Here is a 20,303-nt window from a genome sequence, read left to right as displayed (position 1 = left end):
CGGATAGCAGCGAGCGGATGTCTACGATAACGGCGCGAGCGCTCGTGCCCAACCAACCGATTTTCCTTAGCAAAACGCCGGCGCTGATAAGCGCCGGCGTTTCGATACCACGTCTTGAATCAGAAACGATTACCCGTGATAGCGGTCATGGTCGTGGTCGTGATCGCCATGGTCGCCATGACCGCCGTGGCCACGATCGTCATGTCGGTTCGGGCCGCCACCATGATCCCATCCGCCACGGTTCAACTCCCAGCCACGCGGACCCTGATGCCAGGCCGGTGCACGGTAGGCATACCCCGGGCGCGCACGTTCCCAGTGACCGGCGCGCCAGTCGTGACGATGGCCGTCCCAGTCCCAGAAGCCCGGGGCCCAGACGTAACCCGCACGCGGCGGCGGGACCGGTTCATAACGCGGCGGCGGCGGCGCGCCGATGCTAATGGACACGCCCACCTGAGCGTGAGCCGGTGCTACGGCAAAGCCGCCGAGCGTGGCAGTAACGAGCGCGATGGTCAACGTCAGTTTTTTCATTTTCGCCCCCTTGCAAGCGATGTCTTGGTACACCTTCATCGTACGAGGGGGCGCGTCGGTTACGAAGCTAATAGTCGTAAGAAAATGTTGAAATTGTTTCGTTTCGTCCCGCGAGAAGCCGCGTGAACATTAGCTTCGGTGGCATTGACCGTCGGTCGGCTTTGCGCACATCCACCTTACAGTGAGGGCGCACGCTGATGCCGGTACTCCTGCGTGCGACCGCCGTAACCATACGCCGCAGCACGCGCGTCGATCACATGGATGTACGAGCATTCGTGCACGTTGCCGAGCAGGCCGGACAGCGATTCGAATACCTGTGCGATGAACCGCGCCTTTTCGGCTTTCGTATTCGTTTCGTCCGTCACGCTGATATCCAGATGGAACGCGTTCTTGCCTTGCTCCGAGAGCGGTGCGCCGCCGATGAACCAGCGTTCGTGCGGAATGTAATCGACGGTCACGGCGATGACTTCCGGTGCCTTGTGCAAGGTGTCGACAGTCAGTTGCGAGACGATGCGAACAGCATTGCGCGAGAGCGTGTCGTCGGGCGTGCCGGAGAGTTGCAGGACGATGTGCGGCATGGTGAAGCTCCTTGAGAGTGAGAGTCGGTGCAGTGACAACGACTTCAGTCTAGGGAGATGTTTGACATCGGAAAAGCGGGAATATACGATTTTATCCATCGGTTTCTTCAATGGGTGAGATCATGGCCCCCGGTTTCGATTTCGATCAGTTGCGTACCTTTGTCGCCGTTGCCGAGGCTGGCAGTCTGTCGGCCGCAGCCCCTCGCGTGTTTCTGTCGCAATCCTCTGTCAGTGAACAGATGCGCAAGCTCGAAGAGCGTATCGGCGTGACGTTGTTCACGCGCGGCAAGCAGGGCGTGGCCACGACGCCGGCCGGCGAGCGGTTGCTCGGGCATGCGAGACATCTGCTCGCGCAGTCGGAAAGTGCCTGGCACGACGTGCGCGGTTTCTCGCTCTCGGGAGAGTTGCGGCTGGCGATCACCGACTACTTTCGTCCTGGCGATGTGGCGCGCATGCTCCGGCATCTCGGTGTGGCGTATCCGTCGTTGCGCATCCACGTGACGATTCTGAAGAGCGGCGTGATCGAGAGCGGTTACGACACGGGTGATTTCGACATCGGCTTGTCGATGCGCATTCTTGGCAAGTCGCTGGGGCGCGACGCCGTCGCAGGCACCCGTGCGCTCGGCCGCGAGTCGCTCGATTGGGTGGCGTCTTCGGATTTCGTGCTGGACGCGGATGCGCCGCTACCGCTGCTGGTGCTGCCCGACACGTGCGCGCTGCATCGCTTCACGACGCAATGGCTCGACGAGCAGCAGGTACCGTACACGATCGCGCATGTGGCGTCGGGCGTGGCGGGGTTGCAGTTGGCGTTGAGTGCGGGGTTGGGCGTGGCGTGTCTGAATACGTCGGCGGCGGGGCCGTCGCTCGCGCGCGTCGACAAGCTGATGCCGGGGCGGCGCTTGCCGCCGCTGCCGGAAGCCGAGTTTCATCTGCTACCGGCGCGGCGTGGCGAGCCCGAGTGGGTGACGCAGGCCCGCGACGCACTGGCCGAACATCTGACGACGTCTGCGTCGCTGACTTCGGCTCCGTCAGCTACTTCGGTTACAACGCGTTGAGCGGAATCTTCAGATAGCGCGTGCCGTTCGCCTCCGGCGCGGGCATGTCGCCTGCGCGGATGTTGACCTGCACGGCGGGCAGGATCAGCGTCGGCATGTCGAGCGTGCGGTCGCGCGCTTCGCGCATGGCGACGAAGGCGTCCTCGTCGATGCCGTCATGCACATGGATGTTCGCGCGCCGCTGCTCGCCTACGGTCGTCTGCCAATGCGCCGTGCGCCCGGCGGGCGGATAGTCGTGACACATGTACAGACGTGTCGATTCGGGGAGGGTCAGCAAGCGTCGGATCGAGCGGAACAACGTGTGCGCGTTGCCGCCGGGGAAGTCGCATCGTGCGGTGCCCACGTCGGGCATGAACAGGGTGTCGCCCACGAAGACGGCATCGCCCACCCGGTACGCCATGTCCGCCGGTGTGTGGCCCGGTACGAACATCGCCTCGGCCTGCAATGTGCCGATGGCGAACGTCTCCCCATCTTCGAAAAGATGGTCGAATTGCGAGCCGTCGGGCGGCACGTCCGCGCCCAGATGGAAGAGCTTCTTGAACACGTGTTGCACGTCGCGGATGTGTGCACCGATCGCAATACGCCCGCCCACGCGTTCCTTGAGCCAGCGGGCCGACGACAGATGGTCGGCGTGCGCATGCGTCTCCAGAATCCAGTCGACGCTCAGCTTCTGCGCGGCGACGAAGTCGAGCACGCGCTCGGCCGAACCGGTGTGCGTGCGGCCCGCCTTCGGGTCGTAATCGAGCACCGGGTCGATGATCGCCGCGCGACCACCGGGCGCATCGAACACGACGTAAGTCACCGTGGAGGTGGCCGTGTCGAAAAAGGCTTCGATGTGTGCTGGCGTGGCTGACATGACCGGCTCCTGCAAAAATTTATCGATTCATATATTATAAATCAGTAAAGTGTACGCGCTACGCGTGACATCTTTCGAATGGGCGCGGCATCTCGTCGCGGTCCGGTTTCCTGATTTGCATCGATCCTGCCATGCCACGAGTCACTGCGCTATCCCCTGTTGCGCCTGTCGCCCCGGCGGCTTCGCTCGATCTCGCGCGCCTGCGTGCCGCGGCGCACGACGCGACGGCACTGTTGCGAGCCCTCGCCAACGAGGACCGTCTACTCATCCTGTGTCAGCTCACGCAGGGCGAGTTATCGGTGGGCGAACTTGAAGCGCAGCTCGATATCCGGCAGCCAACGCTCTCTCAGCAACTCGCCGTTCTACGCAGCGAAGCACTGGTGACGACCCGGCGCGACGGCAAGCGCATCTATTACGCCGTGGCCGACGGCGCGGTGCTGGCCGTGCTGGCGTGCCTCTACGATCAGTTCTGTCCGAAATCCTGATTCCACGACGGAGCCTCTCCTCATGACACTCGACTCCCTTCATTTCACGCCGTGGGCATCGCTCGCGGGAGGCGTGCTGATCGGCATTGCGGCCGTCTGGCTGATGTTGTCTGCCGGACGAATTGCTGGCATCTCCGGCATCGCAGGCGGGTTGTTGCGGCCGCGTGCAGGCGACGTGGCCTGGCGCGTCGCATTCATCGTCGGCCTGATGGCTGCGCCATGGGTGTACCGCGCCGTGGCGATCGTGCCCGAGGTGCAGGTGGAGGCGAGCGCGGCGACGCTCGTCGCTGCGGGGCTGCTGGTCGGCTTCGGCACCCGGCTCGGCTCGGGCTGTACCAGCGGACACGGTGTGTGCGGGCTGTCACGTCTGTCGTGGCGCTCGCTCGTCGCAACGCTGTGCTTCATGGCGACGGGATTCCTGACGGTGTACGTCGTGCGTCATGTGCTTCACATCGGAGGTGCCGCATGAAGAAGATTCTCTTTGCCCTCATCGGCGGACTGGTGTTCGGGGTGGGACTGATCCTCGCGGGCATGGCGAATCCCGCGAAGGTGCTCGGGTTTCTGGACATCGCAGGCAAGTGGGACCCGTCGCTCGCCTTCGTGATGGGCGGCGCGGTCGCGGTGGGGCTCGTGGGGTTTCGGCTTGCGCACTCCCAGGCGCTGGCGTGGACCGGCGAGCCTCGCGTCTGGCCTGCCTTGAAGGGGCTCGACAAGCGGCTGGTGGGGGGCGCGTTGCTGTTCGGCGTCGGCTGGGGGATTGCCGGGATTTGTCCCGGTCCCGCGCTCGTGCTGCTTGGCGCGGGATCGGGCAAGGCACTGGTGTTTGTCGTGGCGATGGTCGTCGGCATGGCGGTGCATGCCGTGGTCACGTCAGGCCATTCGGCCGCTTCTGCCAGCGAGAAAGCTGCGAAGTAACGTCCCCCGCGTTCAGTGCTTGCGTGCGAGTTCCGTCCCGGCGTCTGCCGGCAGTTGCCGCGTGACGGGAATGGATAGCCACGAAAACAGGCCGATCACGAGGAAGGCCGGGAGGAAGTCGCTGGCCACCAGTTCGGTGTGGCCGGCCAGTCGGCTGCTCGCCTGAAGCACCATCCCGGAAATCGTCACCCCAAGCCCCAGCGACAGTTGCTGAACGACGCTGGCGAGACTGGTGGCGCGACTCGCATCCTCGCTCGCGATGTCGGCGTAGACGATGGAGTTCAGGCAGGTGAATTGCAGCGAGGGGAAGAAGCCGCCGAACGCCACGACGCCGAGCATGACGATGACTGGCGTGTTGTGCGTGAAGAGGCCGTATGAGGCGAGCGCCAGCCCGGCCAGCGCGGCGTTCACGATAAGCACCTGACGGAAGCCGAATCGCGCCAGCACCCGCTGGGCAATCGCCTTCATGAAAATCGCGCCGAACGCCGAGGCGCAGGTGATCATGCCGGACTCGAACGGGTCCATGTGCAGACCTTCCTGCAACGCCAGCGGCAACAGGAAGGGCACCGCCCCCAGGCCGATGCGAAAGAGCGAACCGCCGACCACGCTCGCATGGAACGTGGGAATGCGCATCAGACGGAAGTCCAGCAGCGGTGTTTCGACACGATTAGCGTGTCGCCAGTATGCGTAGACGAATACGCCGCCCAGCACACACATGGCGATCACGACCGTGTCGCTGACCTGATGCTCGCCGATCATTGCCAACCCCAGCATCAGCAGACCGCTGCCGAGCGCCGAGAGGATAAAGCCGATCGCGTCCAGAGGACCTGCATCGCCACCACGCTCGTTATCGATGTACTTCCCCGCGAGATAGATGCCGAGCAGACTCACCGGAATATTGACGAAGAAGATCCAGCGCCAGTGCAGATAGGCGGTGATGGCGCCCCCGAGCGGCGGCCCGATGACCGGGCCGAGCAGGGCGGGCATGGTCAGATACCCGATGGCTTTCACCAGATCGTGCTTGGGCACCGCCCGGAAGATCACGAGCCGACCGACCGGCACCATCATCGCGCCACCCACGCCTTGCAGGAAGCGGGCGAAGACGAACGTCGGCAGCGAAAACGACACCGCGCAGAGAATCGAACCGGCCATGAAGATGCCGATGGCGGTGCGGAACACATTACGCGCGCCGAAGCGGTCGGAGACCCATCCGCAGATCGGAATGAAGATGCCCAGGCCGACCACGTATGCCGTGAGCGCCATCTTCAGTGAAATCGGATCCTGATGGAGGTCGCGCGCCATGGCTGGCAGCGAAGTGGTAATCACCGTGGCGTCGATGTTCTCCATGAACAAAGCGCAGGCGATGATGAGCGGGATAATGACGGCGCGCGACACGATGGGGGGAACGGCTGGCGCAAAGAGTCGGATTCTCCCACGATTTAAGCGTTTGCTTCAATCTCGCAAGCGACGTTCATCCCTTGTTTGCCGCCAATCGGCGGCGTCCAGCCGGTAAAGCACGTGGCGGCGCAGCCGGTGGCCGGGCGGGATCAGCGGGTGCAGAAAGTCTTCGTCGGGGCAGTGGCGCATGCCGATACGTTGCATCACGGCGCGTGAGCGAATGTTGCCCGGCACCGTGAAGGAGACGAGGTCGTCCATGCCCAGCGTCTCGAAGGCATAGTGGGCTGCGGCGTTGGCCGCTTCCGTCGCATATCCCTCCGACCACCAGGCACGGGCGAGCCGCCAGCCGATTTCGACGGCCGGGACGAAGGGCGCGTCGAACCCGACGCGCATCAGCCCGACGAATCCGGCGAAAGGCGTGACGCCAGGGATCTCCAGCGCCCAAGGGCCATAGCCGTGGGTGTCCAGATGCTGTGCCAGCCGGAGCGCGACTGCGTCGCTCTGTGCTCGATCGAGTGTCGTCGGAAAGTGCCGCATGACTTCCCGATCGGCGTTGAGCGCGGCGAACAGCGGCAGGTCGCTGGTGCGCCACTGGCGCAGAATCGTGCGGCCGGTCGTGATCGTGGTTGCCTCGGTGTCGAAAGGCGAGCGTGAATCCGAGGTCGTCGTCGATGTCGTCATGCGTTCCTTCATGCGTCCCAATCCGTAGGAAGTCGACGCCAATTCAATTCGGGAATTGGCGATTTCGGTTAATCAGCAAAAGCTTAATTTGACCGTTGGGGTTATGGCATTTCGTCCGACTGGCCCGACAGAACTGGCTTTGGCGGGCATCGGGATGCTGTCGAATTAGCTTATCTTACGAAAACTTCCCGGATTCGTGAAATCAGATTCCCGTATGGGTTTGACGTATACGTCAACAAAAAAATGACAGTTTGCCTCACGTCGCAATTTATCCCTATGCCGACTTGTGGACGCTCTTCGCCTGAAGTGCGGCCAATGAGTGGACGTATTTTGCTAAATCCTCAACTCAACTTATCCGTAAATTGCGGCAGCCGGTTGAGAATTGTCCGAATGATTACAGTGCTTCGGATAACAGAATGATCGGATTGCGCTTAAATATTTGTGATCGTATATTTCGATGCGTCGATTTATGTGAAAACGCGATACGCCGGGTGAGTCGAGGGGATGCGCGGGGAAAGCTTTCTAACCCTTGCAGCATGAAGCGTGAACCAATAGTGCTGTGTGGAGTCCTCATCACTGGTCAGAGGATTCATCTCATATTCCGAGGGAATTGACGGTGACCCCAACTTGTTTTCGGAGGGATTATGGGGCGAAGGACTGTGACGGAAATCCCGGATATATGCCCCGATTCTGTGCATTTTCTGAAGTGTCCCTCGGACAATTCAATGCAATTTCTGCGCGCACAGACTCATTTGATGGAAATGCGGTTTTCAAATTATTAAAACTCGTGCTATTTTAAGTGGCGATCCATTTTTAACAAGGTAAGGACACGCCAGATGGCAAGCTATAAGGAACTCGTCGCGCAACGCGACAAAATCGAAAAGCAGATCGAAGAGGCCCGCGCCCGTGAAGTGGCTCAGGTCATTGCCGCAGTCAAACAGAAGATCGAGGAATACGAGCTCACCGCGAAGGATCTCGGTCTTGCTACGACGGACGGCCGCCGCCGCCCGGCCCGTGCACCCATCGCTCCGAAGTACCGCAACCCCGAGACCGGCGAAGTTTGGTCGGGCCGTGGTCGCGCGCCGAAGTGGATTGGCAAGAGCCGCGAGAAATTCCTGATCGCGAAGTAATTCGCCGGCGTTAGCCGGACTGGCATTGCGGGTCACATGCCAGGGAGGTTGGGGAGTCAATAGGGCTGTGCCTCACTCGCACAGTCTTTGCCATCTCCATCGTGTCCCTGTGAGCAGTAAAGCGCAGCCCAGTAGTCGCATTGCCCCCCAACCCGGATCGCCTGGCTGTGGCTTGATGTGATGCAGTGCCGTAAAAGTCAAAACCCGCCGTTCGTTAATCGACGGCGGGTTTTTTCATTGGCTGGGAATTGGCGCGGGCGTAGCGCAATTCAAAGCGCTTTGTCCCCTGTCCCTTGTCCTCTTATCCCTCAGCGCTGCGATCGTCCGGCGGGAACATCAACGTGACTTGCAAGCCACCGGAGGCGCGGTTGGCGAAGGAGACGCGTCCGCCGAGTTGCTGGGTAAGCTTATCGACGATGGCGAGACCGAGGCCGCAATGGGCATTGCCACCGCGCGCCGGATCGAGGCGCACGAACGGGCGCACGATGCGATTGATGTCTTCGTTGGGAATGCCCGGGCCGCTGTCCTCGATCACGAGACGCCAGCCGCTTGCGTCTTGCGACGTGCGGATCGTCAATGGCGCGCGACCGTACGTCACGGCGTTATCGAGCAGATTGTTCACGATGCGCTCCAGATACGTCTGGCGCAGTTTGAAGCCAGGGCCCGCCTGCAAGTCCAGGTCGATGGTGTATCCCAGATCGAGGAACGGCGCGATCAGCGACGGGATACGCGCTTCGACCGGCGAGGCGGCACTGTCGAGCTCGACGCCACGCGCGAACAGCAGGAACTGGTCGACGATGCGCGTCATCGATTCGGCGTCGCGGGTGATGCCTTCGCTCATCTGCACGTCGTCAAGCATCTCCGCGCGCAGACGTAGCCGTGCGAGCGGCGTTTTCAGATCGTGTGCAATACCGGCGAGCATCGTATTGCGCTCACGGTCGGTCTGCACGATGTCCTGACTCATGCGATTAAAACGCTCCGTCAATTGCCGCAGCTCCAGCGGGCCGCGCTCTTTGACCTGTGTTCGAACACGGTGGGTCGCCAGTTGTTCGGCGGCGGCCGCCATGTCCCGCACCGGGCGCTGCAATTGCCACGCTGCGAACAACGCGAAGATGACGGTAATCCCCAGCACGGCAGCCAGGCCCGGCAGAATCGTCGCCGTCCCCGGCGGATTTCGTACGGACAATACGGGCGTTGCGATCCAGTAGTCACGGCCCGGCAGACGCGCCCAGATCCGTGGCGGCGGCGTGCGCTCCACGCGTAATTGCGTACCGGCGGGCAGACGGCGGGCGAGTTCGGTCGTCAGGCGCGCGCTCTTGCTGGCCGGCTCGAAGACATCGCCATGCGCGAACGAGACGGGCACGACCTGAACGAGATCGGGCAGCGTGAGCGTCGAATTGCCTTCGTGGACTTCGGACGCCGCCTTGATGATGAACGCCATCTGTTCGGCGGCGTTTTGCACGCGCATCTCGTCGTGATCGCTGCGAAGGATCGTGAGATACGAGAAGTGACTGATGACCAGCGCCGCGATGATAAGCACCGCGAGCCGGCCGAACAGCGTGTCAAAACGGCCTTTCATGCGGTGGCCATGTCGGCGCGTTGGCCGTCGGGAACAAAGATATAGCCGCGCCCGCGCACGGTCTGAATAAACCGCGGGCTTTGCGCGTCCTCGTCGAGCAGACGGCGCAGGCGCCAGATCTGCACGTCGATGCCGCGATCGTTCACGTCGCTGTCGGCGCCGTAAAGCAATTCGATGATGCGTTCGCGCGACAGAACTTGCATCGCGTGATTCACCAGCAGCCGCAGCAGGCCGTATTCCCCATCCGAGAGCGTGAGCAACTGCGAATCGCGGGTCAGCGTGCGGCTACGGAAGTCGAGCATGAACGGGCCGAACGCGTAATTTTCGCGCTGCTCAGGCACTGCGGCGTCGGGCGTCTTGCGACGGCGCAGCACGGCGTTGATACGGGCGAGCAGTTCGCGCGGACTGAAGGGCTTGCCCAGATAGTCGTCGGCCCCGATTTCCAGCCCGACGATACGGTCGATTTCGTCGCTGCGTGCGGTGAGCAGAATCACCGGCACGTCGTCGTTGCGCGCGCGCAGGTCGCGCAGTGCGGTCAGGCCATCGACCTTGGGCATCATCAGATCAAGCACGATCAGGGCGGGGCGCTCGCGCTCAAGGCGTGCGGCCAGCCCCTCGCCGTCGTGCATGACTGCAACGGAGAAGCCGTGGCGGCTCAAATACTCGCGCAGCAGGTCACGCAGATCGGGATCGTCGTCGACAACAAGAATCTTCATATTCGCTCGGACAGGTTGTGTCGTCATGATAGTGGCCTCGCTGCGCGGCTTTGCACGTGTTTTGTTTCCGGAAATTACAGTCTTGGTCGCCTGTAACGATGCGTAATAATAGTGCGAGCCGCAATAACGCAGGAAACACGCACGAATTTCACCCGCGTCGAGTAAGCTTCGGTCTCTTAATCAGACTGCCTGATTAGCCGTGACGGAATCGGTTTTGACAGTGATTCGTCGCGCGTCATCGCGTCATCCTTACCAGGCGGTCGGTCTGGCAGCAAATCGCACACCCAATCGCACGTCTCACCTCACGGGACGCTGCGCCAAGGCACTGCAAAGCGATGCAGGGTAAGGCGATGCAAGGCATCGGCGGACACGATCGGCGCGCAGGTGCGAACCATCGTTCATCCGGCCGGTCATTTAGCAGCGTCGGACAATTCTGATCGACGGCACAGAGAAAACTCTTGTAACAAGCCATCCCATCGAGCTGTTACAACCGTCTGCTATGCTGGTCAGCCAATGAGGTGCATGCCGCTGTTTCGGGGCTTCCCGGGCAGTTTGCCGCGCCGCAGCAAACCAAAGAAAAGAACGTCGTCCGCATTGGACGAATCCGCTAACTACTCCGCTGTTACGAGGAAGTCATGACCGAGCACGGTCCCCACGGTTCCGAAAAACCGAACGGTTCTGAGCGCTCGCCTGCCCCGCAGGTGCCGCAGACACCACCGGTTTCGCCGACATCCACCGAGCCGTCGCGTAAGCGCCGCTGGTTTGTGCCGGGCATCCTCGGACTGATCGTCGTGCTTATCGCCGGGGGTGTCTACTACCGTCTGCACTCGCAGAACGCGCAGGGACCGGCACAGGCCGGTGGACGCCGGGGCGGTCCGCCAGCAGGCATGGCAGGCGCGGGTGCACCGGCTACACCGGTCACGGCAGTCGCGGCGAAGACCGGCGATCTTCCGGTATTCCTCAACGGGCTGGGCACTGTTACGCCGACACGCAGCGTCACTGTGCACTCGCGCGTGGACGGCCAGCTCATGAAGGTGCATTTCAAAGAAGGCGATCTCGTCAAGGCGGGCCAATTGCTCGCCGAGATCGATCCGCGTCCGTTCCAGGTGCAGGTCACCCAGATGGAAGGCCAACTGGCGCGCGATCAGGCGCTGCTCAAGAACGCGCAGCTCGACCTCGCACGATACGAAACGCTGCTCAAGCAGGATTCGATTGCCACGCAGACGGTCGACACGCAGCGCGCGCTCGTCAAGCAGTACGAAGGGACCGTCAAGTCCGATCAGGGGCAGCTCGACAATGCCCGCCTGCAACTGAACTATGCAAGTGTGACGGCACCGGTCTCCGGCCTCGCAGGCCTGCGTCAGGTCGATCCGGGCAACATCATCCACGCTTCGGATACCAACGGGATCGTGATCATCAACGAAGTCACGCCGATCACCGTCGTCTACACCATTCCGGAAGACAATCTGCCGAAAGTCGTCAAGCGCTCACGCGGCGGCGAGACGCTACCCGTCGAGGCGTTCGACCGGGCAGGCAAGACCAAGCTGGCCGACGGCAAGCTCGCCTCCATCGACAACCAGATCGATACGACGACGGGCACGGTCAAGCTCAAGGCTGAGTTCGCCAACGCCGACGGCACGCTGTTCCCGAATCAGTTCGTCAACGTGAAGATGCTGGTGGACACGCTCAAGGGCGTGACGCTCATCCCGAGCGCGGCAGTTCAGCGCGGCACGCAGGGCAGCTTTGTCTACACCGTCCAGCCGGATCAGACGGTCAAGCTCAAGACGGTGAAGCTCGGACCGACCGACGGCACGAACACGGCGGTGGAGTCCGGGATCGATCCTGGCGAGAAGCTCGTGATCGACGGTATGGACAAGCTGCGCGATGGCGCGAAGGTCGAAGTGATCACGGCAGAGAGCCGAGCCGCTGCGGTGGCGCCGCGCGCCTCGGGCGAGAAGCGTAACGGCAACGGCGGCGGACATCGCCGTCAGGCGCAGTGAGCTAGATTAACGTCGCTAATGAATCCGTCACGTCAGTTTATTCTCCGACCGGTCGCCACATCGTTGCTGATGCTGGCGATTCTGCTCGCCGGTTTCGTCGCTTACCGGCTGTTGCCGCTCTCGGCACTGCCGGAAGTCGACTATCCGACCATTCAGGTCGTCACGCTTTATCCGGGCGCGAGCCCCGATGTGATGACCTCATCGGTGACCGCGCCGTTGGAGCGGCAGTTCGGGCAAATGCCGGGGCTGAACCAGATGTCGTCGACCAGCTCGGGCGGTGCGTCGGTGATTACGCTGCAGTTCTCGCTCGACCTCGGCCTCGACGTGGCCGAGCAGGAGGTGCAGGCCGCGATCAACAGCGCCAGCAATCTGCTGCCGAGCGATCTGCCGATGCCGCCGATCTACAACAAGGTCAATCCGGCGGACACCCCGATCCTGACGCTGGCGATCATGTCCAAGACCATGCCGCTGCCGAAGCTGCAGGACCTGGTCGACACGCGCGTGGCGCAGAAGATTTCACAGTTGCCGGGCATCGGTCTGGTGAGTATTTCTGGCGGGCAGCGCCCGGCCGTGCGCATTCAGGTCAACCCGCGCGCCATCACCTCCTATGGGCTGAACATCGAAGACGTTCGTACCTCGATTGCGGCCGCCAACGTCAATCAGGCGAAGGGGAGTTTCGACGGTCCGCTGCGCGCGTCGACCATCGACGCAAACGACCAGTTGGCGTCGGCAGACGAATACCGAAATCTCGTCATCGCCTATAAGAATGGCGGGCCGATTCGGCTGTCCGACATTGCCGATGTGATCGACGGCGCGGAGAACACCAAGCTCGCCGCGTGGGCAGACACCACCCCGGCCATCGTGCTGAACGTGCAACGCCAGCCGGGCGCGAACGTGATCGAGACCGTCAATAGGGTCAAAGCATTGCTCCCGCAATTGCAGGCGGCGCTGCCGGGCAGCATCGACGTGCAACTGCTGACCGATCGCACCACGACGATCCGTGCGTCGGTTTCAGACGTTCAGTTTGAGCTGATTCTTGCCGTCGCTCTGGTAGTGATGGTGATTTTCGTCTTCCTGCGCAACGTATCGGCCACCATTATTCCGAGTGTCGCCGTGCCGCTCTCGCTGATCGGTACCTTCGGCGTCATGTATCTCGCTGGCTTCTCGATCAATAACCTGACGCTCATGGCGCTGACCATTGCGACCGGTTTCGTGGTCGATGACGCCATCGTGATGATCGAGAACATCGCCCGATATATGGAGCAGGGTGAGAAACCGTTGCAGGCGGCGCTCAAGGGGGCCGAGCAGATCGGCTTCACTATCATTTCGCTCACGTTCTCGCTGATCGCGGTGCTGATTCCGCTGCTGTTCATGGGCGACGTGGTGGGACGCCTATTCCGCGAGTTCGCGGTGACGTTGGCGGTATCGATTCTGATTTCGGCCGTGGTGTCGTTGACGCTCACGCCAATGATGTGCGCGAAGTTGCTGCGTCACGTGCCTGATGAGAAGCAGGGCAAGTTCTATCGCAAGACCGGCGAGTTGTTCGACCGCATTATTGCGAAGTACGGCGAATGGCTCACGTGGGTACTCGACCGTCAGCCGGCCACACTGCTCGTCGCGCTCGGCACGCTGGTGCTGACGGTGCTGCTCTATATGTGGGTGCCCAAGGGCTTCTTCCCGGTGCAGGACACCGGTGTGATTCAGGGCATTTCCGAAGCGCCACAGTCCATCTCGTTTGCGGCGATGGGCGAGCGTCAGCAGGCGCTGGTCGCGGAGGTGATCAAGGATCCCGCAGTCGAGTCGGTCTCGTCGTTCATCGGCGTGGATGGTGTGAACGCAACGCTCAACAGCGGGCGTCTGCTCATCAACCTGAAAGACAAGGCAACGCGCGGGATCGACGCCTCCGAGGTGATTCGCCGCATTCAGCCCGAAGTCGCGAAGGTTCCCGGCATCGCGCTCTATATGCAGCCGGTGCAGGATCTGACGATTGAAGACCGTATCAGCCGCACGCAGTATCAGTTCACGTTGCAGGATCCGAGTCTGGATACGCTGAGCGTCTGGGTGCCGAAGCTCGTCGACAAGCTGCAACACGTGCCGCAACTGGCCGATGTGACGAGCGACTTGCAGGTCAATGGCTTGCAGGCGTATGTGGAGATCGATCGCGATACGGCGAGTCGTCTGGGCGTGAAACCTGCGGCCGTCGATCAGACGCTATACAGCGCTTTCGGTCAGCGTCTGATTTCCACGATCTATACGCAGGCGTCGCAGTATCGCGTGGTGCTGGAAGTAGCCAACGACTTCCAGCGCGGGCCGGATGCGCTCAAGGGCATTTACGTCGCGTCGACGACTGGCGTGCAGGTGCCGCTCACGTCTTTCGCGAAAATTATCGAGAAACCCACGCCGCTGGCGATCAACCATCAGGCGCAATTCCCGGCGGCGACGATCTCGTTCAATCTGGCCAAGGGGGCATCGCTTGGTGAAGCGGTGAAAGCGATTACCGAAGCGGAACAGTCCATCGGCTTGCCGGTGAGCACGCAGACGACGTTCCAGGGGGCTGCGCAGGCGTTCCAGGCGTCCCTCTCGAATACGCTGTGGCTGATTCTCGCGGCGGTTGTCACGATGTATATCGTGCTGGGCGTGCTCTACGAGAGCTACATCCACCCGATTACCATCTTGTCGACGCTGCCGTCGGCCGGCGTGGGCGCGCTGCTTGCGCTGATGGTCTCGGGCAACGACATCAGCATCATCGCGATCATCGGCATCATTCTGCTGATCGGTATCGTGAAGAAGAACGCCATCATGATGATCGACTTCGCGCTCGAAGCGGAGCGCGAACACGGCATAGCACCGCGCGAGGCAATTTATCAGGCGTGCCTGCTGCGTTTCCGGCCGATTCTGATGACGACGATGGCCGCCGTGCTGGGCGCGCTGCCGCTGATGCTCGGCTCCGGTGTCGGCTCCGAGTTGCGTCAGCCGCTCGGTATCACGATGGTCGGCGGTCTCATGGTCAGTCAGGTGCTCACGCTCTTTACTACGCCGGTGATCTACCTGTGGTTCGACCGTTGGGCGATGCGGGCGCGGGCGTGGCGCGAGCGCCGCTTCGGACCGTCGGATAGCGAGAATCACGACGGTCAAGATGGTCATGGCGGCCCGGGTGATTCCGGTCCCGCTGGTGCGGTGACAACGGACGGCCCGGCACGATGAACCTGTCGGCTGTCTTCATCAAGCGCTCGGTCGCGACCGTTCTGCTCACCATCGGGGTGACGCTGGCGGGCATCGTTGCCTTCGGGTTGTTGCCGGTCTCGCCGTTGCCGCAAGTGGACTTTCCGACGATATCGGTGTCGGCGTCGCTCCCCGGCGCGAGTCCGGAAACGATGGCGGCCAGCGTGGCCACGCCGCTGGAGCGTTCGCTCGGACGCATCGCCGGTGTGACGGAAATGACGTCGAACAGCTCGCTCGGCTCAACTCGCATCACTCTGCAGTTCGACCTTTCGCGCGATATCAACGGCGCGGCACGCGACGTGCAGGCGGCCATCAATGCGGCGCGCAGCTTGCTGCCGACGGGATTGCCGAGCAATCCGACCTACCGCAAGGTGAACCCGGCGAGTGCGCCGGTGATGATCATCGCGCTGACGTCCGAGAGCATGACGCGTGGCCAGATGTACGACGCGGCATCGACCATCCTCGCGCAGAAGATCTCGCAACTCGAAGGGGTGGGCGATGTGACGGTGGGCGGCAGCTCGCTGCCGGCAGTGCGCGTCGAACTCAATCCCACGGCGCTCAACAAGTATCAGATCCCGCTTGAAACGGTGCGTACGGCGATTCAGGCAGTGAATGCGAACCGACCAAAGGGTGCACTTGAAGACGGCGACCGCCGCTGGCAGATTCTTGCCAACGATCAGGCGAAGACGGCCAAGGAATACCTGCCGGTCATCGTTGCCTATCAGGACGGGCGTCCGGTTCGACTCTCCGATATCGCGGATGTAGTCGACTCGGTGCAGGATGTGCGCAATGCCGGTTCCGCCAACGGCAAACCATCGGTGCTGCTCATCATCACGACGCAGCCCGGTGCGAACATCATTCAGACGGTCGACGGCATCAACAAGATCCTGCCGAACCTGCGCGCTTCGATTCCGGCGGCGATCAATCTCGACGTTGTGATGGACAGGACGCCGACGATCCGGGCGTCGCTCAAGGAAGTCGAGCGCACGCTGCTGATCTCGATTGCGCTTGTGATCATGGTCGTATTCCTGTTTCTGCGGAACTGGCGCGCCACGCTGATTCCGAGCGTGGCCGTGCCGGTCTCGCTGATCGGCACGTTCGGGATCATGTATCTGTGCGGTTTCAGTCTCGACAATCTGTCGCTTATGGCGCTCACGATTGCGACCGGCTTTGTTGTCGATGACGCCATCGTGGTGCTGGAGAATATCTCCCGGCATATCGAAGAGGGCTTAAGTCCGTTCGCGGCGGCGCTCAAAGGGACGCGTGAAGTCGGCTTTACCGTGCTCTCGATGAGCATTTCGCTGGTGGCGGTGTTCATCCCGCTGCTGCTCATGGGGGGCATCGTCGGCCGCCTGTTCCGCGAGTTTGCCGTCACGCTGTCGGCGGCGATCATGGTCTCGCTCGTCGTTTCGCTCACGACCACACCAATGATGTGCGCACGGCTGCTCAAGGGGCGGGCCGCGCCGGGTGTGCCTGCTGGCACCGCGCCGCTTGCGCCTGAACCGCCCAAACCACCGTCCGTCTGGATGCGCATGGGCAACTGGACCGAGCGCATGTTCGAGGTGATGCTGCGCGAGTACGAGCGCTCGCTCGCTTGGGCGCTGCGCCACGGTCCGCTCATGTTGCTAATTCTGCTGGCGACGATTTGTCTGAACGTCTGGCTCTACATGGTGGTGCCGAAAGGCTTCTTCCCGCAGCAGGACACCGGGCGCATGATCGGCTTCATTCAGGCCGACCAGGCGATCTCGTTCCAGGCCATGGAGAAGAAGCTCGCAGACTTCATCAAGATCGTGCAGGCCGATCCCGATGTCGCAACGGTCACGGGCTTCACCGGCGGTTCGAATCGCAACGGCGGTTCGATGTTCGTCACGCTCAAGCCGCTGGGCGAGCGCAAGATTACGGCCGATCAGGTGATTGCGCGTCTGCGGGGCAAACTGGCCAAGGAGCCGGGGGCGATGCTGTACCTGCAATCCGTGCAGGACATCCGCGTGGGCGGGCGTTCGAGTAATGCGCAGTATCAGTACACCCTACAGGCGGACGACCTTCAGCAGTTGCGGGAGTGGGAGCCGAAGGTGCGCAACGCGATTTCGCGTCTGCCGAATCTCACCGACGTGAACACTGACCAGCAGGACAAGGGCCTGCAGACCACGCTCGACGTCGATCGCGATCAGGCGTCGCGGCTCGGTCTGACGATGAGTCAGATCGACAACGTGCTCAACGACGCGTTCGGTCAGCGCCAGGTCTCGACCATCTACAATCCGCTCAATCAGTACAAGGTCGTAATGGAAGTGGCCCCGCAATGGTGGCAGAGTCCGGAGTCGCTCAAGGACATCTACGTGGTGACGTCGGCGGGGGCTCAGGTGCCGCTTTCGGCCTTCGCACGTTATCGTCCGACGAATACGGCATTGGGCGTCTCGCATCAGGGCCAGTTCGCCGCGAGTACGATTTCGTTCAACCTGCCGGCGGGCGTCTCGCTTTCGCAGGCGCAGGCGTCGATCAACGATGCGGTGGCACGTCTTGGCATGCCGACGTCGGTGCAGGGCAGCTTCCAGGGTACGGCGCAGGCGTTCCAGTCCGCATTGTCCTCGCAGCCCATCCTGATTCTGACCGCGCTGTTGACGGTGTATATCGTGCTGGGCGTACTCTACGAGAGCTACATCCACCCGCTCACGATTCTGTCGACGTTGCCGTCGGCGGGCGTTGGCGCCTTGCTGGCGCTACTGCTGTTCAATACCGAGTTCAGCATCATCGCGCTCATCGGTGTGATTCTGCTGATCGGCATCGTGAAGAAGAACGCCATCATGATGATCGACTTCGCGCTCGATGCGGAGCGGCGTCAGAATCTGCCGCCGCGCGAGGCGATCTTCAAGGCGTGCGTGCTGCGCTTCCGTCCGATCATGATGACGACGATGGCCGCCATGCTTGGCGCGATTCCGCTGGCGCTGGGCACAGGCGACGGGGCTGAACTGCGCCAGCCGCTCGGCATTTCCATTGTGGGTGGCCTGTTGGTGAGTCAGGTACTGACGCTCTATACGACGCCGGTGGTGTACCTGTATCTCGATCGTGTGCGGCTACGCTGGATGCGCTGGCGTGCACGTGGTCAGACGGGCCACAGCGATGTTGGGGAGGTTGGCCATGGCTGATGCAATGCGCGATGGGCGCTCGCCGAAGGCTGCCGTGTCTCGCGGGGCCTCCTCACCGATTGAAGCCTCTGCTGCCCCCGTTAATTCAGTGACCTCTGTTGCGGCCGAAGGGCCGATGTCTGCCATGCTCCGTATCGTGAATCGTCAAGTTTCCAACGTTCGTTTCCACGCCGCTGCCGTGAGCGTTGCGAGCGGACAAGGGCGTGGCGGGAGAATGTCGCCGCGCGTGCGTCGTTCGGCAACGTTCCTCGCGGCGAGCGCGGTATTGTGGCTTGCGGGCTGCGCGCTCGGACCCGACTATGTTCGCCCGGAAATCGACACGCCCGCAGCGTTCAAGGAAACCGGTGACTGGAAGTTGGCCGAGCCGAACGATGCGGCCGACAAGGGCGATTGGTGGGCCATCTATCAGGATCCGGTGCTGGCCAATCTGATGTCACAGGTCGACATCAACAACCAGAACATCAAGCTGGCCGAGGCGAACTATCGTCAGGCGCTGGCGGTGGCGGGACAGGCACGCGCGGCCTTCTTCCCGACGATCGGTGCTAATGCCGGTGTGACGCGCAGCAGTTCGCGCGTGAGCAATACGGCCGTTAGCGGATCGGGCGTGGGTGGGATTTCCAACAGCTACAGCTTGTCGGGGACGGCAAGCTGGGAACTCGATATCTGGGGCAGCGTGCGCCGGTCGGTGGAAGCCGGGAATGCGAGCGCCGAGGCCAGTGCGGCGGACCTGGCGAACGCACGTCTGTCGGCGCAGGCGTTGCTCGCGCAAAACTACTTCGATCTGCGCGTGACGGATGCCCAAAAGGCGCTGCTTGGGCGCACCGTCGCAGCCTATGAGCAGACGCTGAAACTCACGCAGAATCAATATGCCGTGGGCGTCGCGCAACGCTCGGACGTCATTCAGGCGCAGACACAACTGCAACAGGCACAGGCGTCCGCGCTCGATATCGAAGTGACGCGCGCCCAACTGGAGCACGCCATCGCGTTGCTCGTCGGCAAGGCCCCGGCGGTGTTCTCTCTGACGCCTGCACCGTTGCGTGCCGCTTTGCCGCCTGTGCCGGTCAGCTTGCCGTCGAAACTGTTGGAGCGTCGTCCCGACATTGCGTCTGCGGAACGTTCTGTGGTCGCGGCAAACGCGAAGATCGGTGTGGCGAAGGCTGCATTTTTCCCGACGCTTTCCCTCTCGGCAACGGGGGGCTTCCAGAGCAACAGCTTTGCCGACTGGCTGACATTGCCGAGCCGTTTCTGGTCGGTCGGCCCGGCGCTGGCGGCCACATTGTTCGATGGCGGCTTGCGTCGCGCACAGACCGACGCGGCGATTGCCGCCTACGACGCGCAAGTCGCGACGTACCGCCAGACCGTGCTCACGGCATTCCAGGCCGTCGAGGACAATCTGGCGGCGCTTAACTATCTGGGCCGCGAGGCGGCCGTACAGAATCAGGCGGTGCAGTCTGCTCAGGAAGCGGCGCAACTGATCCTCAACCAGTACAAGGCAGGGACCGTAGGATTCCAGAATGTGCTGACGGCGCAAGCGACTGCATACACCACGGAGCGTACAGCCCTGACCATTCTCGGCCGACAGTTCACGGCGAACGTGTTGCTCGTGACGGCACTCGGCGGTGGCTGGCATGGACTGCCGAATGACGGTGCGGCAGCGAGCGGCGCGGCCAGCAGCGGGACCGATGCGCCGAACGGCGGCAACGCGTCGGCGCCTTCTGCGCAGGAATAACTACGCATCTCGGGAGGTGCGCAACGCGCCGACCATCAAATTCAGCGCAGGTGTTTAAGGTAATTCCGACTTTCGCAACCGGAATGCCGGAAACCCGCGCTGCGAATCCTCCGCATTCCGGTGACGCGAGTAGCACAAACTCCTGCGTTATGTGGCTGTGCAATTTCACGTCCGTGCGAGCCACTTCAAGTAGTTAGCATGCAGTACCCGCTCTATCAGGCTGCATGCGGGCTTCTTGTGGATGGCGCACACCGCGTGGCATGCCGCTGTGTTCGATATGACTATGTG

Annotated in this window: 16 protein-coding genes; 9 read left to right on the top strand and 7 right to left on the bottom strand. The window is 62.2% G+C overall.

The features are described 5' to 3' along the window. Nucleotides 1–129 precede the first annotated feature (129 nt). Together NA29_RS19710 and NA29_RS19705 are read right to left on the bottom strand one after the other, a co-directional pair. Nucleotides 130–528: a YXWGXW repeat-containing protein gene (locus tag NA29_RS19710; RefSeq protein ID WP_039404061.1), complete on the bottom strand. Its 399-nt coding sequence runs from the start codon at nucleotides 526–528 to the stop codon at nucleotides 130–132. A gap of 176 nt (nucleotides 529–704) precedes the next feature. Beyond that, nucleotides 705–1,106: a tautomerase family protein gene (locus tag NA29_RS19705; RefSeq protein WP_039400769.1), complete on the bottom strand. Its 402-nt coding sequence runs from the start codon at nucleotides 1,104–1,106 to the stop codon at nucleotides 705–707. Between the two features lie 110 nt (nucleotides 1,107–1,216). On the opposite strand from NA29_RS19705, the gene NA29_RS19700 reads away from it, so the two are divergent. After that, nucleotides 1,217–2,161, top strand: coding sequence for a LysR family transcriptional regulator (locus tag NA29_RS19700; RefSeq protein WP_072633335.1), 945 nt, complete (start codon nucleotides 1,217–1,219; stop codon nucleotides 2,159–2,161). Here the strand turns inward: NA29_RS19700 and NA29_RS19695 are convergent. Beyond that, nucleotides 2,148–3,017 carry an MBL fold metallo-hydrolase gene (locus NA29_RS19695; RefSeq protein WP_039400766.1) on the bottom strand — a complete coding sequence of 290 codons (870 nt, stop codon included), beginning with the start codon at nucleotides 3,015–3,017 and terminating at the stop codon, nucleotides 2,148–2,150. The two genes, NA29_RS19700 and NA29_RS19695, sit on opposite strands and share 14 nt — an antisense overlap. A gap of 131 nt (nucleotides 3,018–3,148) precedes the next feature. On the opposite strand from NA29_RS19695, the gene NA29_RS19690 reads away from it, so the two are divergent. The 3 genes from NA29_RS19690 to NA29_RS19680 are packed head-to-tail and all read left to right on the top strand — an operon-like array spanning nucleotide 3,149 to nucleotide 4,417. Further along, the gene (locus tag NA29_RS19690; RefSeq protein ID WP_052253079.1) at nucleotides 3,149–3,502 is read left to right on the top strand and encodes an ArsR/SmtB family transcription factor; all 354 of its coding nucleotides are present in this window, start codon (nucleotides 3,149–3,151) and stop codon (nucleotides 3,500–3,502) included. A gap of 22 nt (nucleotides 3,503–3,524) precedes the next feature. After that, on the top strand, nucleotides 3,525–3,971 hold the full coding sequence (locus NA29_RS19685) for a YeeE/YedE family protein (protein WP_039400763.1): 447 nt from the start codon (nucleotides 3,525–3,527) through the stop codon (nucleotides 3,969–3,971). Next, nucleotides 3,968–4,417: a DUF6691 family protein gene (locus tag NA29_RS19680; protein ID WP_052253078.1), complete on the top strand. Its 450-nt coding sequence runs from the start codon at nucleotides 3,968–3,970 to the stop codon at nucleotides 4,415–4,417. The genes NA29_RS19685 and NA29_RS19680 overlap by 4 nt, the downstream gene beginning before the upstream one ends. A 12-nt stretch (nucleotides 4,418–4,429) precedes the next feature. Here NA29_RS19680 and NA29_RS19675 read toward each other — a convergent pair whose 3' ends face one another. Together NA29_RS19675 and NA29_RS19670 are read right to left on the bottom strand one after the other, a co-directional pair. Continuing rightward, nucleotides 4,430–5,764: an MFS transporter gene (locus tag NA29_RS19675; protein WP_052253322.1), complete on the bottom strand. Its 1,335-nt coding sequence runs from the start codon at nucleotides 5,762–5,764 to the stop codon at nucleotides 4,430–4,432. Nucleotides 5,765–5,869: 105 nt separating this feature from the next. Continuing rightward, on the bottom strand, nucleotides 5,870–6,508 hold the full coding sequence (locus NA29_RS19670) for a GNAT family N-acetyltransferase (protein ID WP_084103955.1): 639 nt from the start codon (nucleotides 6,506–6,508) through the stop codon (nucleotides 5,870–5,872). A gap of 824 nt (nucleotides 6,509–7,332) precedes the next feature. Between NA29_RS19670 and NA29_RS19665 the strand changes: the two genes are divergently transcribed. Continuing rightward, on the top strand, nucleotides 7,333–7,626 hold the full coding sequence (locus NA29_RS19665) for an H-NS histone family protein (protein WP_039400758.1): 294 nt from the start codon (nucleotides 7,333–7,335) through the stop codon (nucleotides 7,624–7,626). Nucleotides 7,627–7,927: 301 nt separating this feature from the next. Here the strand turns inward: NA29_RS19665 and NA29_RS19660 are convergent, their stop codons facing one another. Together NA29_RS19660 and NA29_RS19655 are read right to left on the bottom strand one after the other, a co-directional pair. After that, a complete protein-coding gene (locus NA29_RS19660) occupies nucleotides 7,928–9,205 on the bottom strand; it encodes an ATP-binding protein (protein ID WP_039400755.1) in 1,278 nt (425 codons plus the stop codon). Beyond that, nucleotides 9,202–9,921 (bottom strand): response regulator, encoded by a 720-nt coding sequence (locus NA29_RS19655; RefSeq protein WP_039400753.1) that lies wholly within the window; start codon nucleotides 9,919–9,921, stop codon nucleotides 9,202–9,204. The genes NA29_RS19660 and NA29_RS19655 overlap by 4 nt, the downstream gene beginning before the upstream one ends. A 635-nt stretch (nucleotides 9,922–10,556) precedes the next feature. Between NA29_RS19655 and NA29_RS19650 the strand changes: the two genes are divergently transcribed. The 4 genes from NA29_RS19650 to NA29_RS19635 all read left to right on the top strand — a co-directional run bounded on the left by NA29_RS19650 (nucleotide 10,557) and on the right by NA29_RS19635 (nucleotide 20,015). Next, nucleotides 10,557–11,921, top strand: coding sequence for an MdtA/MuxA family multidrug efflux RND transporter periplasmic adaptor subunit (locus NA29_RS19650; RefSeq protein WP_224786961.1), 1,365 nt, complete (start codon nucleotides 10,557–10,559; stop codon nucleotides 11,919–11,921). Nucleotides 11,922–11,939: 18 nt separating this feature from the next. Further along, nucleotides 11,940–15,125, top strand: coding sequence for an MdtB/MuxB family multidrug efflux RND transporter permease subunit (locus NA29_RS19645; RefSeq protein WP_039400749.1), 3,186 nt, complete (start codon nucleotides 11,940–11,942; stop codon nucleotides 15,123–15,125). Beyond that, nucleotides 15,122–18,286 carry a multidrug efflux RND transporter permease subunit gene (locus NA29_RS19640; RefSeq protein WP_039400746.1) on the top strand — a complete coding sequence of 1,055 codons (3,165 nt, stop codon included), beginning with the start codon at nucleotides 15,122–15,124 and terminating at the stop codon, nucleotides 18,284–18,286. Before NA29_RS19645 ends, NA29_RS19640 begins: the two co-directional genes overlap by 4 nt. A 214-nt stretch (nucleotides 18,287–18,500) precedes the next feature. Beyond that, nucleotides 18,501–20,015, top strand: a complete 1,515-nt coding sequence (locus tag NA29_RS19635) for an efflux transporter outer membrane subunit (protein WP_039400744.1) — start codon at nucleotides 18,501–18,503, stop codon at nucleotides 20,013–20,015. Nucleotides 20,016–20,303 lie beyond the last annotated feature (288 nt).

Origin of the sequence: Pandoraea sputorum, assembly GCF_000814845.2 — a bacterium.
In the GTDB taxonomy this organism is placed as follows: domain Bacteria; phylum Pseudomonadota; class Gammaproteobacteria; order Burkholderiales; family Burkholderiaceae; genus Pandoraea; species Pandoraea sputorum.
This window is presented reverse-complemented; position numbering and strand designations above follow the sequence as displayed.

What these genes read in the sequence shown, in the direction of transcription:
- NA29_RS19650 (WP_224786961.1), top strand. Translation starts at nt 10,557, where the DNA reads ATGACCGAGCACGGTCCCCACGGTTCCGAAAAACCGAACGGTTCTGAG.
- NA29_RS19685 (WP_039400763.1), top strand. Translation starts at nt 3,525, where the DNA reads ATGACACTCGACTCCCTTCATTTCACGCCGTGGGCATCGCTCGCGGGA.
- NA29_RS19660 (WP_039400755.1), bottom strand. Translation starts at nt 9,205, where the DNA reads ATGAAAGGCCGTTTTGACACGCTGTTCGGCCGGCTCGCGGTGCTTATC.
- NA29_RS19635 (WP_039400744.1), top strand. Translation starts at nt 18,501, where the DNA reads ATGTCGCCGCGCGTGCGTCGTTCGGCAACGTTCCTCGCGGCGAGCGCG.
- NA29_RS19690 (WP_052253079.1), top strand. Translation starts at nt 3,149, where the DNA reads ATGCCACGAGTCACTGCGCTATCCCCTGTTGCGCCTGTCGCCCCGGCG.
- NA29_RS19680 (WP_052253078.1), top strand. Translation starts at nt 3,968, where the DNA reads ATGAAGAAGATTCTCTTTGCCCTCATCGGCGGACTGGTGTTCGGGGTG.
- NA29_RS19700 (WP_072633335.1), top strand. Translation starts at nt 1,217, where the DNA reads ATGGGTGAGATCATGGCCCCCGGTTTCGATTTCGATCAGTTGCGTACC.
- NA29_RS19705 (WP_039400769.1), bottom strand. Translation starts at nt 1,106, where the DNA reads ATGCCGCACATCGTCCTGCAACTCTCCGGCACGCCCGACGACACGCTC.
- NA29_RS19695 (WP_039400766.1), bottom strand. Translation starts at nt 3,017, where the DNA reads ATGTCAGCCACGCCAGCACACATCGAAGCCTTTTTCGACACGGCCACC.
- NA29_RS19675 (WP_052253322.1), bottom strand. Translation starts at nt 5,764, where the DNA reads ATGGAGAACATCGACGCCACGGTGATTACCACTTCGCTGCCAGCCATG.
- NA29_RS19665 (WP_039400758.1), top strand. Translation starts at nt 7,333, where the DNA reads ATGGCAAGCTATAAGGAACTCGTCGCGCAACGCGACAAAATCGAAAAG.
- NA29_RS19655 (WP_039400753.1), bottom strand. Translation starts at nt 9,921, where the DNA reads ATGAAGATTCTTGTTGTCGACGACGATCCCGATCTGCGTGACCTGCTG.
- NA29_RS19640 (WP_039400746.1), top strand. Translation starts at nt 15,122, where the DNA reads ATGAACCTGTCGGCTGTCTTCATCAAGCGCTCGGTCGCGACCGTTCTG.
- NA29_RS19645 (WP_039400749.1), top strand. Translation starts at nt 11,940, where the DNA reads ATGAATCCGTCACGTCAGTTTATTCTCCGACCGGTCGCCACATCGTTG.
- NA29_RS19670 (WP_084103955.1), bottom strand. Translation starts at nt 6,508, where the DNA reads ATGAAGGAACGCATGACGACATCGACGACGACCTCGGATTCACGCTCG.
- NA29_RS19710 (WP_039404061.1), bottom strand. Translation starts at nt 528, where the DNA reads ATGAAAAAACTGACGTTGACCATCGCGCTCGTTACTGCCACGCTCGGC.